The sequence below is a fragment of the Curvibacter soli genome, from assembly GCF_029211125.1.
Taxonomy (GTDB): domain Bacteria; phylum Pseudomonadota; class Gammaproteobacteria; order Burkholderiales; family Burkholderiaceae_C; genus Curvibacter_A; species Curvibacter_A soli.
Genome location: NZ_JARGEN010000023.1, coordinates 1 through 1,779 on the forward strand (window position 1 = coordinate 1; position 1,779 = coordinate 1,779).

At 65.7% G+C, this 1,779-nt stretch carries 2 protein-coding genes; both read right to left on the reverse strand.

The window, feature by feature from the left end; genetic code table 11:
- Positions 1–63 precede the first annotated feature (63 nt).
- Positions 64–1,158 (reverse strand): redox-regulated ATPase YchF, encoded by a 1,095-nt coding sequence (gene ychF, locus PY257_RS05205; RefSeq protein WP_275739580.1) that lies wholly within the window; start codon positions 1,156–1,158, stop codon positions 64–66.
- A gap of 204 nt (positions 1,159–1,362) precedes the next feature.
- Positions 1,363–1,779: RNA-guided endonuclease InsQ/TnpB family protein (locus PY257_RS05210; RefSeq protein ID WP_275739583.1), on the reverse strand; the 417-nt coding region annotated here is incomplete at its 5' end.

Below are 1,779 nucleotides of genomic sequence, written 5' to 3' on the forward strand. Positions count from 1 at the left end.
ACAGCATCTCGTGGCCCTGGCTGGGGTAGGCCACCAGCCAGAAGGCCCGACTGGCGCACAGCTTCAGACGTTGAACAGGAAGTTCAGCACGTCCCCGTCCTTCACCACGTATTCCTTGCCTTCGGCGCGCATCTTGCCCGCGTCCTTGGCGCCCTGCTCGCCCTTGTAGCGGATGAAGTCGTCGAAGGCGATGGTCTGGGCGCGGATGAAGCCGCGCTCGAAGTCGCCGTGGATCACGCCGGCGGCCTGCGGCGCGGTGTCGCCCGCGTGGATGGTCCAGGCGCGCACTTCCTTCACGCCGGCAGTGAAGTAGGTCTGCAGGCCTAGCAGCTTGAAGCCCGCGCGGATGAGGCGATTCAGGCCAGGCTCGTCCTGGCCCATCTCGGCCAGGAACAGGTCGCGGTCCTCGTCGCCCATCTCTGCCATCTCGGCCTCGATCTTGGCACAAATGGCCACCACGGGCGCGTTCTTCGCAGCGGCGTAGTCCCGCAGGCGGTCGAGCAGCGGGTTGCCGTCGAAGCCGTCCTCGGCCACGTTGCCGACGAACATCGCGGGCTTGGCGGTGATCAGGCACAGCGGCTTGAGCAGCGGCAGGTCGTCCTTGGCCACCGGCACACTGCGCGCGGGCCTGCCCTGGTCGAGCGCGGCCTGTATGGGCGTGAGCAGCGCCACGAGCTTGGTGGCTTCCTTGTCGTTGCCGGACTTGGCAGCCTTGCTGTAGCGGTTGAGCGCCTTTTCCACGGTGGCCAGGTCGGCTAGGCACAGTTCGGTCTGGATTACCTCGATGTCGGCGATCGGGTCCACCTTGCCGGCCACATGGATGACGTTAGGGTCCTCGAAGCAGCGCACGACGTTGACGATGGCATCGGTCTCGCGGATATGCGCGAGGAACTGGTTGCCCAGGCCTTCGCCCTTGCTGGCGCCGGCCACCAGGCCGGCGATGTCCACGAACTCCACGATGGCGGGCACAATGCGCTCGGGCTGCACGACCTCGGCGAGCTGCTTCAGGCGCGGATCGGGCACCTCGACCACGCCAGTGTTGGGCTCGATGGTGCAGAAGGGGTAGTTCTCGGCGGCGATGCCGGCCTTAGTCAGCGCGTTGAAGAGAGTGGACTTGCCGACGTTGGGCAGGCCCACGATGCCGCATTTCAGGCTCATGGCGGGGCTTTCTGGATGTTCGGGGGAAAGCCTGTGATTCTAGTGAGCGACACCAGAAGCCAGCGGACGCCGTGAAACGGGCTTTGCCCGGCCACTGTCGTCGCCCCCTGGAGGGGATGCGGCTACACGCGGCAGCGTGGGCCGCTTCGGGGGTGGGTGTTTTGACATCCTCCCCGGCATGAATGCCGGAGCTTCCTACGGCGCTCAGGCGCGGCATGGAGCCGCCCCTGAGTCGCTTCGGTGGGTTCCTGCTGCTGGCGGCACTGCTGCACCGCTCACTTCACAGGCGAACCGGGCGTGTCCCGCCCTTAGTACATTGATCGCGCCGACCACATCGGCGTTTGCCTCGAAGCCGCACGCGACGCACAGGAATTGCGCCTGCGTCTGGCGGTTGTCCGCCGACACATGGCCGCAGCACGGACAGGTACGACTCGTGTTCTGCGGCGGCACGGCGATGAGCCAGCCGCCATTCCATCCCAGCTTGTAGTCCAGTTGGCAGCGGAACTCGAACCAGCCTTGATCGAGGATGGATTTGTTCAGGCCCGACTTGGCCCGAACATTTTTACCCGGCTGCTCTGCCGTGCCTGCCGCTGACCTGGACATATTCCGCACCTGCAAGTC

What these genes read in the sequence shown, in the direction of transcription:
- ychF (WP_275739580.1), bottom strand. Translation starts at nt 1,158, where the DNA reads ATGAGCCTGAAATGCGGCATCGTGGGCCTGCCCAACGTCGGCAAGTCC.